Here is a 14,647-nt window from a genome sequence, read left to right on the forward strand (position 1 = left end):
TTATACTAAAGTAGATTTTTCAACTTTTATAGTAAATAATGCACCACTATTTATATTTCTTACATTTATAAATCCATTCATATTTCTTTCAATAATATTTTTTGACATATAAAGACCTATTCCTGTACCTTGGGTTTTATGTCTTGTTGTAAAATATGGATCAAAAATTTTATCTTTTATACTATCTTTAATTCCTCCTGCATTATCTTCTATTTTTACAATTGCATAATTATCTCCACTTTTTATTTCTACATTAATAGCTGGATTTTTAACTCCTCTTTCAAGTAAAATATCTTTTGCATTACTTAAAACATTTAAAATAACTTGAGAATATTCATTTTTATATCCATATACTTTACTATCCTCTTTTACATCAAAACTAAGCTCAATTCCATGATATTTTAAAGAGGATTCAATAATAAAATAGGCTTCTTTACAAGCTTTTTCTACACTAAACTCCTCTTTTTCACCTTGAGGTTTAAAGAAGTTTTGAAAATCACTAATTGTTTGAGACATATATGAAGTTAATTTATTTGCTTCTTTTATCTTACTATTTAAATACTCTTTTGTAAATTTATTAAAATCATATGTAACTTTCATATTCATATGTATTGCAGAGATTTGTGCTAAGGGTTGTCTCCATTGATGGGCTATATTTCCTATCATTTCACCCATTGCAGCTAATTTACTTTGCTGAATTAATATCTGTTCTTGTTCAACTCGCTTATCAATTTCATCTTGAATTTTTATTTCAAGATTATCAATCATATCATTAATCATCTTTTTTAGCTCATTTAAAGCATTACTATTTGTTTCTTGACTAAGTCGAGTTCCTAAATTCCCTAATTTAATATTTTCTAAAACTTTTGTTGCATTTTTAATTAGTGCTTCATTTTGTTCAATATTATTTTGAATATTTGATACATTTTGATTAATAATTGTTGCCATTTGATAAAATTCATCTTTCGTATCAATTTCAATTTTCTTAACACCTCTTTTTTTATGATTTAAATAGTTAAAAAACTCTTTTAATCCATTTTGTACTTTATATATTGATTGTATAATATTATTTGAAACAAGCCAACCAACAACTGTTGCAAAAAGTAAAATAACAATAATTGATGTTAAAATTTCTACTTTAATCTCTTTTGATTTTAGTACTGCTTGGCTATAAGCAACTGTTGCATTATTTAAGTATCTACTTTGTGTATTTAAAAGTTCATTTGTAAGTAAATGAAACTGTTTTCTACTAGAAGTAGTAACATTTACATAAGCACCTTCTTCAAACTCTTCATGCAAATAGCCTTTAATTGTTTCTATTAAATACTTATAATTTATCCACATCTGTTTTATTTTTATTTGAGAATCACTTAATCTTTTAAACTGTATATCTAAGCTCTTTACTAATTCATTAAGATTTTTTTCAATTCCTGCTCTTATTTCTTTATTTGGTGCCATAACTAAAGATTGAGTCACTTCTCTTAATCTATATAAAGGAGTAATTATTCTATTTTGTAAACTAAGTACAGTTTGAGATTTACTATGTACTACTTTTAATGTTTGTTTATTTTGTTCACTAATGTTTATGGATTTATATCCTAAAACAGCTATTGAGGTGCATAAAATAAAAAACAGTATCCCAAGTTTAAATTTAATATTCAAGCTATTTATTAATCTCATCATTTACTCTTTTTGGTTTAATGGCTTTTTTTAGATGACTTTTATACTCTTTATCACCTCTTATAGACCAATGCTCATTTGTAATTTCTATCTCCCACAAAGGAATAATCCCACCCTCATAAGGTTTAAAAATCACCTCTTTATTTACTGCAAAAACTTTATTTAATGACGGTACTCTTAAAGTATATGCCATATCTCTTGCTCTAAAAAGTATCTTTCTTACTATTTGCTCATATTCTAAAGTATCTTTTTTTGTAATAAAAAACTCTTTTATATACTCTTGCATTTTTTCATCTTTATTTATTGTTGACCAAGCACCGTTTGTCTCATAAATAAAAAATACTGTCCAAGGATTTTGATAATACCAATCATCATCACCCCAAATTAACAAATCCCACTGCTTTGTATTTTTATTTTTATTTGTATTTAATAGTTGTTTATATATATCTTTTTCACTTGTAGTAATATCATAAATTAGTTTTACTCCATACCTTTTTAATTGAAACTCTATTCCTTTAAATAAAAACATAAATCTATCTTGTGTAAATACTTTTAACTCTAACCCTTCTAAAAGTCTATGTAGTTTTTCTTCTTTTAATTTAGTATCATTAAGTTTGTACTTTTTTGAGATTTTATTTACAATATCATAATTGATTGAAGCTGTAAAATCAGATACTTTCCCCTCTTTTTTATAAACAAAATTTAATAGATTTTCTTGATTAAGTGCTTGATTTAAAGCTTGTCTTACTTTTTGATTTTTTAGTTTTTTATTTCCATTTATTAAATTAAAAAAAATCACAAAGTTATCAGTAGATTTTGAAACAATTAATTTAGAGTATTTTGAAAGTAATACTTCAAGTTTTTTATTAAAAGGAATAGGCATTAAATCAAGCTTACCCTCTTGTTTTGTAATCATTTTAATTGCATCATCAACATCTAGTTGAGTATAAACAGTAACTCTTTTTACTTTAGGAAAATCTTTATTCCAGTAGTATGGATTTGCTACTAACTCTAATTTTTCAGTTTGTTCATCTCCTATTGCAAACCCTTCTTTTAAAATATATGGTCCCATACCAAAAGCACCAGCTATTTTATTTGCAGTTCCTGTCTCTTTTCCTACTGGATTATATTTTTGTATATACTCTTTTGTATAAAAATAAACTCTTGCTAAATCAGTTAAAAACATCTCATACTTTTGTTTTAAAACAATTTTAAATCTCTTTTCATCAAGTTTTATAATATCAAAATCAATTTTATCAATATTTGTATATAAAAATGGATTTTTCTTAAAAAATTCCAAATTATATAAAATATCATTCATCGTAAAATTTTCTCCATTTTGAAATTTTAGATTATCTCTTAAAGTGAAAATATATGTATAATCATCCACTCTTTTATGTGATTTTGCAAGGTCATAAACCCAACCTCTTTTATTATCATATGAGCGTATAAGACCTGAATTTGTTGATTTTGCAATATAAGAATAAGGAATTGAAGGAAGAAAAATATTTATATGAGACTTAGGATGAAGTTTCATTGCAACTCTATTTTTTGAGTCATCTTCACGAAACTCAAAAGCAGGTACAATATTTGAAGACGCGATTAAACTGTTTAAAAATATTAATATAATTACTATTAATCTAAACAAAACGATACCCTACCCCAGATAGGTTAAAAATAATATCTGTTGGAAGTTTTTTTCTTAGATTTCTAACTAAGGACCTTAATGCACTATCAGTCATTACATCATCGCCCCAAACTTTTTCTTGTAACTCTTCATATGTTACAACACGATTTTGATAAGAGATAAGAACTTCAAAAAAATTCATCTCTTTTTTGTTTAAAATTATAAGTTCATCTTTATATTTTAACTCTTTTCTATCATAATCATAACTATAATTTTCATCAACTTTTAAAAATATCTTTTTATTTACACTAAGAAGTTCAACACACTTTTCTAAAACTTCAAATAAAGCCTCAAGTTCTATTGGCTTTACAATATATTTTTCCATATGAAGTTCAACAGCTTCAAGCAAATACTTTTTATCAGTATGGGCTGTAATCATAACAATAGGAATAGTTCTATTAACTTCTCTTACTTTTTTAACAAAATCTATTCCATTTAAAATAGGCATATGAATATCACTTAGTATAATATCAGGCTTTTTAGTTTCAAAAATTTCAAAAGCTTCTTGACCATTACAAGCCTGATATACTTCTTTTACATAATAACTTAAACTATCTGCAATATTCTCTCTAATTCCTACTTCATCTTCTGCATAAAGAATAGTTAATCCTTGTAATTTTTCTAAAAAATCTTTTTGCATGAAGACCCCTTTTTATATAATTATAACAAAACTTTAGTGTTTTGTTTTAACAAATCCATCTGAAGCATTAGCTTTTAAATATCTAAGAAGATACGATGCTTCTTCCTCATCAAGCTTTGCAAAACCTCTCATTGTTCCAAATATTGCTTCCCATTCCATCATTGTATGATGATTTACTTCTGGACCTGCATGACATTGTGTACACATTTCAAAATAGAACTCTTCATGCTCACCCCATACATCTAGTAAATCAGAAGCAGTTAACTCTTTAGCTAATGTTCCAATTAACTCAACTTCATTTCCATCTTTTTGATTTACATTAAAACCTTTTTCCACTTTTGCAACTAAAAGGTCTTTTGATTTTGTTGAATAAACCTCATCTTTAAACATAAAACCTTTAATTGAAACTTTTACATTTTTCCCTATCTCTTCTTTGATTGTTACTGGAACTCCTACAAAAACTTTCGCAGTTTTTCCATTATCATCTTTTAAAACTGCATCTTGATAGATAAAGTTCTGTGCTGCATTTACTTGGAAGAAGGCTCCAAGTAAAGCTAATAGTATTATTGTATTTTTTATAATTGTTTTCATATTATGCTCCTATAATTTTTGGTGGATTGTAAGCTACATTTGGACTTACAGTTCCTGCTTTTTTAATACTTACAAGTACAGTATTTGCTGTAGTTGCTTGCGCCATTTGTGATGTTGGTCTTGATGATGTTAAAACATTTACTTGTCCAGAGTTACATCTTACTTTTCTTTGGTCACTACCACCAAATATAGAATCACCAGCCTTTGCATCTTCAGGAGAGTACCAAGCACCCTCTTCAATTGCTACAACACCATCTCTAATTGTATTTGTCACAACAACACCAGCAAGTAAACTTCCTCTATCATTGTAAACTTCTACAATCTCACCATCTTTTACTCCAAATTTTTTCGCATCATTTGGAGAGATTCTAATAGGCTCTCTACCTTGTACTTTATGTACATTTTGCACCCAAGTATTATCTAATTGTGAGTGAATTCTATATGTTGGGTGAGGCGACACTAGGTGTAGTGGATATTTTTTCACTAACTCTTCATTACCTAACCACTCTGCTGGTTCAAACCACATAACATGACCTTTAAAGTCTTCATATCCATAAGATGCAAACTTATCAGAAAAAATTTGAATTTTTCCAGTTTCTGTTTTAAGTGCATTGTTTACAGGGTCTTTTCTAAAGGCTTCATGTCTAACAAATTTTGTTGCACTTTTTGGAATATCGTATTTAATAACACCCATTTTCCAGAACTCTTCAAATGAAATTCCCATTTCTCTTTTAGCTGAAGATCTTTTATAAAGTCTTTCTAACCACTGTTTTACTGTTCTTCCTCTTGAATATCTTCTTGCTTTACCAAACTTATCTGCAAGCATTGTAAAAATTTCATAATCATCTTTTGACTCATATCGTGGCTCAACAATTTTTTTCATTGCATAGATTCTATCTGCTGAGTAAGACATAGCTCCTGCTACATCATCTCTTTCCATAGTTGTTGTTGCAGGTAAAACAATATCTGCCATTTTTGCAGTTGGTGTCCACCATGGCTCAACAACTACTACAGTATCAAGTTTTCTCATTGCTTCAATAAGTTCATTTACATCTGGTTGGTGACCAATTGGTGAACCACCTGCACTTAACATAAACTCTACTTTTGGATATTTAATAACTTTACCTTTGTAAGTTACAGTCTCACCTGGTTTATTGATTAAGTCACTCATTCTTGATGCAGGAATAGCAATTTTTACTTTATCTCCTCCACCTTGACTCATACCACCAATAGTATTTTTACCAGAGTTTGCATCTCCTCCACCTTCATAGTGCATAGAGAATCCAAAACCACCACCTGGTAATCCAACTTGTCCTAGCATCGAAGCTAAAGTAATAATTGACCAGTCAACTTGCTCACCATGATGAGCTCTTTGCATAGCCCAGTTACCAGCAATAAATGTTCTTTTTGAAATCATAATATCAGCTAATTGTCTAATCGTTTTAGCTGGAATTTCTGTTAATTTTTCTGCCCACTCAGGAGTTTTTTCTACACCATCTTCTTTTCCTAAAAGGTATGGTAAGAATTTATCAAAACCATAAGTATATTTTTCAATAAAATCTTTATCATATTTACCACTTTTGTATAAGTAGTTCATCATTCCTAGCATTAAAGCAACATCAGAACCTGGTCTAATTTTAATCCAATCAGCTTTGAACTCTTGTGCTGACATTGTATAAATTGGGTCGATTGAGATTACTTTAATACCTGCTTTTTTATACTCTTCATAAGCATCAAAACATCTGTGATTGTGAACAGAATACCCTGCTCTATTTGTTTTATATAAATCTGCACCCCATAAAACCATCACTTCAGTATTTTCAATAATTTGCTCATGGGCAGTTTGAATAGAATAAACTTCCATATCTCCAACAATTGATGGATTTACTTGTCCTGCTGCACCATTTGAATACTCACCTGATGTTCTAACAGCTCCACCAATTTGGTTAAAAAATCTTCCAGCTAATGCATTTGGTTTAAATGCTCCTGGATGAGCCCAACCACCATATGATGCATTATAAAGTGCTTCGTTTCCACCTTTTTCTTGTGCTTTTTTAATTGCTTTTGCAACTAAATCAATAGCTGTATCCCAAGAAACTCTAACAAACTCTTCTTTTCCTCTTAAATCACCTCTTCCTTTTCCTTCAAGGTAACTTTTTCTAACTACTGGATATTTAACTCTTGAGTCTGAACTGTTTCTATCTGCAAGTGCTTTTACCATAACTGTTGGATTAGCATCTGAATCTAACTGTGAAGTAATATCAACAATTTTGTTATCTCTTACATGAGCATAAAAAGCACCAAAGTGAGATGCACTTGGAATCTTTGTAGTTCTATTTGCAAACTCTTTTGCAAATGCTCCTGTTACAGTACCACTTCCTACAACAGCTGCAGATGCAGCAGCACCAACTTTAAGAAAATCTCTTCTTGAATTGTTCATGGTTTATCCTTTTTTCTTTTATATTGAAATCTTATCAACAAAAAATCGAAAAAAAATCGAATAATTATATTTTTTTCAATTTATGAAAAAAAGAACTCACTTAAAGAGTTTTACATATAAAAAGTACATTATTATATATATACAAAGAATTAAAAATTTAAATAAGAATTTATAGAGGTGTTAAAAAGCGATAACTATTATCTTTTTACTTAAAGAGGCTAGACCTCTTTAAGTTTACTTTATTGCTAAGTTAAGAATTTTTTCTACTTTATCAAGTGTGATATTTTGATTTTCACCAATTGCAGTCATTCCATGTTTTTCTAAAGCACTTGTAACATTTGTTACAACTTTATCATCAATTCCATAATCACTTAAATTTGTTGAAACTCCAAGTGAATGATATAACTCTTCAATTTTTTCAATACTCTTTTGTGCATCATTTATATTAAATACATTTTGTCCCATTTGAAGTAGTTTCTCTTTTTTATCTTCAAACATTACTCTTAAAAGTTGTGGTTGAACTACAGCTAAACTTCTTCCATGGTCAAGTCCATAAAAAGCAGTTAACTCATGTCCTATCATATGTGTCGCCCAATCTTGTGGTACACCTGAACCAATAAATCCATTTAAAGCTTGATTTGCTAAAAGCATTAGATTTTCTTGCCAATTATAAGTATCTCTTTTATCCCAATTATTTGCAAGAGATACTAAACCTTTTAAGATAGTTTCGCTATATCCATCATGTAATAATGACTCATTTGGATAAGTAATATATTGTTCACATGTATGAACAAAAGCATCAACTAATCCATTTGCAAGTTGTCTATCATTTAATGAGCTCATAACACTTGGGTCTAAAACTGCAAACATAGGAAAAACTTTAGGTGAAAAGAAAAATCTTTTTTCATTTGTTGTTTTTCTTGAAACTACTGAACCACAGTTAGATTCACTTCCAGTTGCTGGCAAAGTTAAAATCACACCTAAAGGTAAAGCTTCTGTAGGTTGTGCGCTACCATCTAAAAAGTCCCAAGCATCACCTTCATATAATGAAGCTGCTGCTAAATATTTACACCCATCAATTACAGAGCCTCCTCCAACAGCTAATATAAAATTGATATTTTTTTCTTTTACTATTTTTACTGCTTTATTCATAGTCTCAACTGTAGGATTTGGTTCAACTCCACTAAACTCTAAAACTTCATAATTTTCTAATGCTTTAACAACTTGTTCATAAACACCATTTTTCTTAATAGAACCACCACCATAAACAAATAGTACCTTTGCATTTTTAGGAATATAAGTAGAAATAGATTCTATTTTCTGTTTTCCAAACTCAATTAATGTTGGATTATGATATGTATATGTCATAAATTATCCTTTCTAAAATTTCTAATATTATATAGATAAAAAATGGATTTTCAAATAGTAAATCCTACAAATTGTATCTATTTTTCTACAAATATACTTATTCGATTTTTTTTCTACAATTTTTTTTTATACTTTCAAAACATAAAAAATAAAACTACTTATAAATATTTAGTTTTATTTAAAATTACATAAAGGAAATGATATGAAATCTATAAAGTTAAGTCTAATTGCTGCTTTAGCAACAACTGTATGTACTAATATTAGTGCAAATAGTTTACAAGAAGCACTAACAAATGGAAAAGTAAGTGCAGAGTTTGCTGTAACTTATGAAACAAGAAAACAAGATAAAGAGATTTCTAAATATTATCAAGATACTGCTTATAGTGTTGGTTCTTTTGCTTTAAAATATGAAACAGAAAAGTGGAATAACCTTAGTTTAACAGCAAAATTTAGAGCTTATAAAACTCTATTTGAAGATGATGATAAATCTATAACAAGCACAGGTAAAGGTGATGCTAGTGAAAGATTTTACAAAACTGGAAGTGAAAAAGATATTGATGCAGAAGAGTTATTTTTAGCATATGATTTGAATAACTTACATATTAAAGCAGGTAGACAATTTATCTCTACTGAATGGATTAATAAAACTCAAGATGCAATAAGTTTATATTATGATATAAACAATACAAGTATTGAAGCAATTTGGTCAAGTAGACATGGTAGAGTTTATGCAAGAGATTATAGACCTATGACTCATATCAATAAAGAAAATGGTGGTGTATATAAATTAGGAGTTACACAAAAAATTAGTGATAAACTCTTTGTAAAAGCTTATGGATTAACAGCACCATCATTAAAAGATATTTATGGTGGAAAAATTAACTATAAAAATAGTATTAATAATATTAAATTTGGAGCAATGGCACACTATGCAGATTTAAATGAAGATGATACTAATTTACAAGATAGTAATATTTTAGAATTAAAAACATTTGCTACAATTAATGGATATACAGCAACTCTTGGATATGTACAAATTGATGAAGATGCTGCTTTTAATCACATTGCAGGAGAGACTATCATTCCTTTTGAAGAAGGTGATCAGATGTTCTTAAAAGATGCAAAAACTACTTATGCAATGCTAAGTAAATCTTTTGGTAAATTAAATTTAACAGCTTTATATGGAATCACTGATTATGAAAAAGATTTTGATAAAGACGAATTTAACTTATGGGCAGGATATAAATTTAATAAAAACCTTACATTAAATGTAGGATATGCCTTAACAAATGAAGATAATAAAGATGCAAATACTACTGATTTAAATCAACTAAATGCAACTTTAGTTTACTCATTTTAATATATACTCCTTCAAAGGAGTATATAAAGTATAAAACTGCCTCTAAAAAAATTATATAGTCTTTCTTTGTTTCCCTTACTATAAAGAAGTTTTTAGCGAATTTAACTTCAAAGTCTTTTTTGGAGGTAGTTCTATACTCTATCAAAATTTTCTATATATTCCACAAAAAATTTACTTTTTAGACCCACTGATTAATTATAATTTGAAAATAAACTTAATTTTACCAACTACTGTAAAAATAAAGTTTAAATACTTTGGGAAAAGGAAAACAATGAAAAGTATAAAATTAAGCTTAATCGCTTCATTAGCTTTAGGAACATGTACATTCGCGAGTGCAGATAGTTTACAAGAAGCTTTATCAAATGGAAAAGTAAGTGGAGAAGTTGCAATTACTTATGAAACAAGAAATGTTGATGAGAAAGTAGGAGACTATTATCAAGACACTGCTTATAGTGTTGGTTCATTTGCATTAAAGTATGAAACAGGTGTTTGGAATAATCTTAGTTTAACTACTAAATTTAGAGCATATAAAAATCTATTTGAAGATAATGATAGCCTTGATACTTGGAAAGGTACTGGTGATGCTAGTGAAAGATTTTATGAAAATGGTGATGAAAAAGACATTGATGCAGAAGAGTTCTTTGTAAAATACCAATATGAAAATTTCACACTTAAAGCTGGTAGACAATTTATTGTTTCTGATTGGTTTGCAAAAACACATGATGCAGTTAAACTTGATGCAGTATTTGGTGATACAGCAGTTGAAGCAATTTGGTCTAAAAAAATTGGTAGAGTTTATGCAAGAGATTATAGACCTATGGAAAATATCAATGAAAGCAAAGGTGCTTATAAATTAGGTATTACTCATAAATTCAATGATAATATTAAAGCAACTGTTTATGATGTATATTTACCAGATAATCACTACAAATTAGGTGGAAGATTAAATCTTGATTATGATAAATTCTCTATTAGAGCAGACTATGTTCAACAAAAAATGGATGATGATTTAAACAAAGATGATACTGACTTTTTTCATTTAAAAGCTAGTACAAAAATCCTTGGAGTTAATGCAGCTATTGGTTATGCAAAAGTTGGAGATGACAAAGACCCATTTATTGGATATGGAGCAGCTGGAGAGTCTTTAAGTCCATTTGAAGAAGGTGATGCTTTTTATTATAGAAATGCAGAGACTTACTATGCAAGTTTAAGCAAATCATTTGGTGATTTAAATGCTACTTTAATTTATGGAATCTTTAACGACTATAAAGTTGATATAAAAGGAAGAGATTCAAATAATGAATATGATGCAAATGAAACAACTTTATGGTTAGGATACAAAGTATCTGATAATATCAAAGCAAATGTTGGATACACATACTTTAATACAGATGATGTAAATGGTTGGATTGGTTCTGATATGAATCAATTAAACGCTACATTAGTATATAGTTTCTAATTTTATACACTCCTTTTTGGGGTGTATATAGGCCATAAAACTGCCTCTGGAACATTTTTATTGTCCCTTTTTGTTTCTTAAGTTTTTTATCTTCAGATGTTTATTGCGAATTTTGCATCTTAAGAGTTTCAGAGGTAGTTTTATGGCCTATTCTCTCAATTTATAATAAGTTTTTCTTATAACTTTTATTTCTAAAACTTTCACAACTTAGTGACATTTTAATAACAAAACACCTTTTTATGGTATTTCTTTCAAAAAGAATTTTATTTTTTTAAGTATTTATTATAATATTTTAAGTTTTAATATCTTAATATTTCAATAACGATTATCATAATTACTAAAGGTTATATTTTGAATAATAAAATGATTATGCTTGATACTTTATCAAAAGGTCAAAAAGCAAAAATAAAAAAAATAAGAACTGATGGAAAACTTTTAAGAAGACTATTAGACATGGGTTTTGTTATGAATAGCGAAATTGAGGTTATTAGAGAAGCACCATTATTTGATCCAATGGAATTAAAAATACATAACTACTATATTAGTATTAGAAAAAGTGAAGCTTCTTTAATTGAGGTAAAAATATGAAACAAATAAAAGTAGGTCTTGCAGGACAACCAAATTGTGGTAAATCTACAATTTTTAATCTTGTAAGTGGAATTGAACAACATATTGCAAACTATCCAGGAGTAACAGTAGATAAAAAAACTGGATTTTTCAAATATGAAGATTATAAAGTTGAAATGGTAGATTTACCAGGTACATACTCTTTTAGCTCATTTTCACAAGAAGAAAAAGTTGCCAAGAAATTTATTATTGAAGAGAGTAATCCTAATTATAAGGGTAAAAATATAGATATTATTGTAAATGTTATTGACTCTTCGAATTTAAAAAGAAATCTTTATTTAACTTTTCAACTTTTAGAGATTGGTATTCCTGTTGTAGTTGTATTAAATATGATTGATATAGCTAAAAACAGAGGTTTAGAAATAGATTCAAAAAAAATCTCTAAAATGCTTTCTTGCCCAGTTGTTGAAACAAGTGGTTCAAAAGGAATTGGTGGAAAAGAGCTTATGCAAGCAATTGCTGATACTTTTGAGAAAAAAACAAAATATGAAGAGTTTAAAATAAACTATGAAGAACTAGAAGTTCATATTCAAAAGATTGAAAAACTTTTAGATAATAGTAAAAGTCATTTGAGCAAAAGATGGCTTGCAATTAAACTTCTTGAAGAAGACCCTACTATTTTAGAACATGTTAGTTCAAATATAAATAAAGAAGAAATAGATAAAGAAATAGAGAGTTTTCATACACTTCATGATAAAGATACCATCTCTTTTCTAGCAACATTTAGATACGACTCTGCAGATGTAGTTTATCATGAGTGCGTAAAAAATCATAATAAAAATAAAGAAACCTTAACTGATAAAATTGATAAAATTGTTTTAAATAGAGTATTTGCAATACCAATTTTATTATTTATTATATTTTTAGTTTATGAAATATCTATTGTTTATGGATATAAACTAACAGATTATACTTGGCCTATATTAGCCTCTATGAAAAACTTTATTATTGATATATTACCAAAAGCTGATTTTACACAAGTGCCTATGATTACGGACTTTTTTATATGGATGACTAATAGTTCAATTGCACTATTAAATTATATACCCATATTTTTTATTTTATTTGCATTAATTGCAATTATGGAAGATGCAGGATATATGCCAAGAATGGCTTTTATTCTTGATAAAATCTTTAAAAAATTTGGTTTACATGGACAATCTACACTTCCATTGGTATTAGGTGGAGCAATGGTAGGAGGTTGTGCAGTTCCTGGAGTTATGTCAACAAAAGGAATTAGTGATGAAAGAGCAAGAATGGCTACAATATTGACAGTTCCTTATATGAATTGTCTTGCAAAAGTACCTTTTTATACTCTTTTATTAGGAGCCTTTTTCAAACCAGAAATGGCATTGATGATGTTTTTTATCTCAACAATAACTATTTTTATTGCTTTATTAATTGCAAAATTTTTAACAACAACAGTTTTAAAAACAAGACAAACAGCTCCTTTTGTAATGGAGTTACCTCCTTATCATGTTCCTACTTTAAAAGGTGTATTTATAAGATCATTTCAAAAAGTATGGATATATATTAAAAAAGTTGTGACAATTGTATTAGCAGTAGCAGTTATACTATTTGCAATGTTGGAGTTTCCAGGATTAAATGAGGAAGCAACTTTAAAATATGAAAAGCAATCTCTTTCTTATTTAAATAAATTTGATAAACAAATTAAAAACAATAAATATTATGCATTAGTAGATACAAAAAAAGAGGTTTCAGATTTACTAAACTATTATGATAGTTATAGAGCAAAAAGAATGGCAGCTACTTCAAAAGAGGATTCAAAACAACTTGATAGAAAGTTTAAACTAATAAATGCAGACTATTATACTTTTTTAAAACCTAAAAGGGATAAAGAAGCAAAAAAAATAAATAGAGCTATTAGAAAACTTTCAAGGGATAGAAAAAAAGTTTTAAGAGAAATGAAAAACGAAAAAATTGAAAACTCAATTTTAGGTATGACAGGAAGAGCATTAGAACCAATTACTCAATATGCAGGGTTTGATTGGAAGATAAATGTAGCATTTTTAAGCTCTTTTGCAGCAAGAGAGAGTGCAGTTGCAACACTTGGAAGTATCTATGAAAACAATAAAGCAGATTCAAAAAGAGCAGAAGAAGCAATGGCTGAGAATAGTGGTTATACTCCACTACATGCAGCGGCAATTATAATTTTTATGATTTTAACTCCACCTTGTATTGCAACTATGATTGTAGTAAAAATGCAAACAAATAGTTATAAGTGGATGGTATTTGCAATATTCTTCCCTGTATTTTTAGGAATTGCAATGTCATCATTAACTTTTACAGTTGGAAATATTTTCTCTTTAAGTGGAGTAGAAGCCATGGCAACATTTTATTTTACAATAGTTTTTATTACTCTTATTTTGGCTTTTTATCCAAGTAAGAGTATAAACTGGAAAGGAGGACTAAATAGAGTCTAATTTAAAAAAATACAATTTAATACAAAGAAAGGAAATAAAATGAAAAAAATAGTATTAGCATTAAGCTTTATGATAAGTTCGATGTTTGCCCATAGTGCAATAATGAGTTGTTTTGATAATGCAGATGGAACAATCACTTGCGAAGGTGGTTTTAGTGATGGAAGCAGTGCAACAGGAGTAAAATTTAAAGTTGAAAAAGATGGAAAAATTATATTCAATACTAAAATGAACGAATATAGTGAAGTAACATTTGATAAACCAAGTGGAAATTATACTGCAATATTTGATGCAGGAGAAGGACATCAAGTTAAAATAAATGGTTCTGATATAACAGAGTAGTATAAGACTTTA

General features: G+C 28.1%; 11 protein-coding genes. 5 read left to right on the plus strand and 6 right to left on the minus strand.

Translation table 11 applies throughout. From position 1 onward, the window contains the following. The 6 genes from CP960_RS03545 to CP960_RS03570 form a co-directional block, all read right to left on the minus strand. A complete protein-coding gene (locus tag CP960_RS03545; protein WP_165777360.1) occupies positions 1–1,680 on the minus strand; it encodes a HAMP domain-containing sensor histidine kinase in 1,680 nt (559 codons plus the stop codon). Further along, positions 1,664–3,328: an ABC transporter substrate-binding protein gene (locus tag CP960_RS03550; RefSeq protein WP_101183854.1), complete on the minus strand. Its 1,665-nt coding sequence runs from the start codon at positions 3,326–3,328 to the stop codon at positions 1,664–1,666. The genes CP960_RS03545 and CP960_RS03550 overlap by 17 nt, the downstream gene beginning before the upstream one ends. Continuing rightward, entirely contained in the window at positions 3,321–4,007 is a 687-nt protein-coding gene (locus CP960_RS03555) for a response regulator transcription factor (protein ID WP_101183855.1), read from the minus strand. The genes CP960_RS03550 and CP960_RS03555 overlap by 8 nt, the downstream gene beginning before the upstream one ends. Before the next feature lie 33 nt (positions 4,008–4,040). Next, positions 4,041–4,598, minus strand: coding sequence for a hypothetical protein (locus tag CP960_RS03560; protein WP_101183856.1), 558 nt, complete (start codon positions 4,596–4,598; stop codon positions 4,041–4,043). A gap of 1 nt (position 4,599) precedes the next feature. Then, positions 4,600–7,038: a molybdopterin-dependent oxidoreductase gene (locus tag CP960_RS03565; protein WP_101183857.1), complete on the minus strand. Its 2,439-nt coding sequence runs from the start codon at positions 7,036–7,038 to the stop codon at positions 4,600–4,602. Positions 7,039–7,272: 234 nt separating this feature from the next. Next, the gene (locus tag CP960_RS03570; RefSeq protein ID WP_101183858.1) at positions 7,273–8,406 is read right to left on the minus strand and encodes an iron-containing alcohol dehydrogenase; all 1,134 of its coding nucleotides are present in this window, start codon (positions 8,404–8,406) and stop codon (positions 7,273–7,275) included. Between the two features lie 202 nt (positions 8,407–8,608). Between CP960_RS03570 and CP960_RS03575 the strand changes: the two genes are divergently transcribed. From CP960_RS03575 to CP960_RS03595, 5 genes are all read left to right on the plus strand, one after another. After that, on the plus strand, positions 8,609–9,766 hold the full coding sequence (locus CP960_RS03575) for an Opr family porin (protein ID WP_101183859.1): 1,158 nt from the start codon (positions 8,609–8,611) through the stop codon (positions 9,764–9,766). A 271-nt stretch (positions 9,767–10,037) separates the two neighbouring features. Next, positions 10,038–11,225 carry an Opr family porin gene (locus tag CP960_RS03580; RefSeq protein WP_101183860.1) on the plus strand — a complete coding sequence of 396 codons (1,188 nt, stop codon included), beginning with the start codon at positions 10,038–10,040 and terminating at the stop codon, positions 11,223–11,225. 351 nt (positions 11,226–11,576) lie between these two features. Further along, complete coding sequence (locus CP960_RS03585; protein ID WP_322866560.1) at positions 11,577–11,813, plus strand: FeoA family protein; 237 nt, start codon at positions 11,577–11,579, stop codon at positions 11,811–11,813. Then, entirely contained in the window at positions 11,810–14,296 is a 2,487-nt protein-coding gene (gene feoB / locus CP960_RS03590) for a ferrous iron transport protein B (RefSeq protein WP_101183861.1), read from the plus strand. Before CP960_RS03585 ends, feoB begins: the two co-directional genes overlap by 4 nt. 39 nt (positions 14,297–14,335) lie before the next feature. After that, positions 14,336–14,635, plus strand: a complete 300-nt coding sequence (locus CP960_RS03595; protein WP_101183862.1) for a hypothetical protein — start codon at positions 14,336–14,338, stop codon at positions 14,633–14,635. Positions 14,636–14,647 lie beyond the last annotated feature (12 nt).

Origin of the sequence: Malaciobacter halophilus, from assembly GCF_002837275.1 — a bacterium.
Taxonomy (GTDB): Bacteria; Campylobacterota; Campylobacteria; order Campylobacterales; family Arcobacteraceae; genus Malaciobacter; species Malaciobacter halophilus.